The sequence below is a fragment of the Alkalibacterium sp. m-11 genome, from assembly GCF_054658155.1.
This window is the reverse complement of sequence record NZ_BAAGIR010000237.1, coordinates 1-1884: the sequence shown is the minus strand read 5'-3', so window position 1 is coordinate 1884 and position 1884 is coordinate 1. Positions and strand designations below refer to the sequence as shown.

Annotated in this window: 2 protein-coding genes; both read right to left on the bottom strand. The window is 29.2% G+C overall.

Annotation, left to right across the window (positions count from 1 at the left end; translation table 11 throughout):
• Positions 1 to 139: 139 nt before the first annotated feature.
• Complete coding sequence (locus tag ACYQ2O_RS12075) at positions 140 to 1171, bottom strand: retron St85 family RNA-directed DNA polymerase (RefSeq protein WP_346024219.1); 1032 nt, start codon at positions 1169 to 1171, stop codon at positions 140 to 142.
• A 260-nt stretch (positions 1172 to 1431) separates the two neighbouring features.
• Complete coding sequence (locus ACYQ2O_RS12070) at positions 1432 to 1734, bottom strand: hypothetical protein (protein WP_346024218.1); 303 nt, start codon at positions 1732 to 1734, stop codon at positions 1432 to 1434.
• Between the last annotated feature and the right edge of the window lie 150 nt (positions 1735 to 1884).

The window sequence follows — 1884 nt, the reverse complement described above, 5'->3', positions numbered from 1 at the left end:
TGGTTTAAACGACATGATAGCACCCTCCGTCAGCATTTTGATACGTCTATTATACCAAAAGAGCGGGCAAAATCGCACTGTTAACAAGGAAAAGTAGTAAACCGGTTAGGTTTTGACACCCTAACCACTATATAAAAAACTAAAATTCTTTTAGTGTTCTTTTAATACTTTTTTTGAATGCTTTCAATTGGTTATCATCAGGATTAATAAATAGTCCATACTCCACTTTTCCCAACAGTGATTTGAGATACATTTCGGGTGACAATGTTGAGCTGATATTTTTAATATGATTATTGATACCTAACTTTTCGATATAATATACTTCTAATCTAATATTATTTTTTTTTGATTTGCTGATTTGCATTTTTTTATTTACAGTTATTCCTGTTACCTCTTGTCTTTGATGAGGATACATTGTTCTTGTTTTTTTTTCATTCAGTTCCATACTTCTTGTTTTTAACTCTGATCTTATAAATTTTATTAACTTAGATATATTAAATTCTCCAGAAAACGTCATATCGTCTGCATATCGAGTATACATTATCTTTCTATTAATGCAATATTTAGAAACTGCTGTATCAAAGGATTTCATTAGGATATTCGAAAGGTACGGACTTGTACTTGCACCTTGCGGAAGTGAACCTTTTAATACACAAAGATTAGTTAGTGTAGTAGCAACGTCTTTTGAGTAACCAAGTTCCTTAAAAAGTTTGAAGACATCTACTTTTTGAAAAGAACCGAAAAAGTTTTTAATATCTAACTTTAATACTATTTTTTTATTTTTATGAAACCTTGCATTTTCCTTCAATGAAACATTACTAATATATGCCTTAGCAAACTTGCTAACTTCTATCTGTTCTAAAATTTCTGTTAATATCCATTTTTGAATATCTTTCAATAAAGGTAGCGGTTCTGAAATAGTTCTTTTATTACCGTTATATTTTTTTATTTGAAAAGTTCTATAAAAACTATTAGGTGAATATGCGACTGACATTATGTAGTCTAAATTAACACCTACCAAGAGGGACAGATGTGTTATATCATAAATAATAGGTATATTTTTTTTGTACAGTTTTTGGGCATAAGAAAGATTTTTTTTAATATATTCATCATTCTTATTTGCTCTCTTTGCTTTGTATATAAAGCGTTCTTTATAGGTATTCCAATCCATCTTTTCTCTCCTAAAAAAAGCACTTGCTTGCCACTATAGATTATTGTTTTCTAGGTAAAAGAACTGAAATGTGCACTTCTTTTCAGTTCTTTTACCTGGGATCATGCTAGCTTTAGCTAGCATGTCCTGCTAGTAAGTTGAAGTTGATTTTCTCATAAAATCAATGAAAACTTACTAGCGGAGCTTGTAAATAGGTTCTTCTCAGCTTGTTGAAATCAAACAAACCTGTTCATAATGAACATGAGCTAGCAAGCAAGTAACTATGGTAAGTATACATCAAATTTGCTATTCTTTTCAATAACATCTTTTAGTTGAGGTATTATAAATTTTTCAATATTACCTAACCTTAATTTTTTTGCAGTATCTTTAATATACTTTTCTCCTAGCTCAGTAACCTCTAAGTATCCACTTAAATCAGAGACTAACCCATTTCTTTTTAAATATTTGATAATTAATCCTATATCTGCATAAGAAAAGCTTTCGCTCAGTAAAATATCAAAATCTAAATCATTTTTCACAATTTTTAATACTGCTATATATATTCGCTCTGAATACTGTTTCATATGTTCACCTCTTATATTTATAAAGTAATTACCAATTTTTTTGTTTTTTCGTGTTGTTTTAATGCAACTATCGTTGCTCTATCAATTAAAATACAAAAAGGCACCTCTTCCCCCCTTAATCTGATAAAATGAAGTTCACTAAAAACAAAC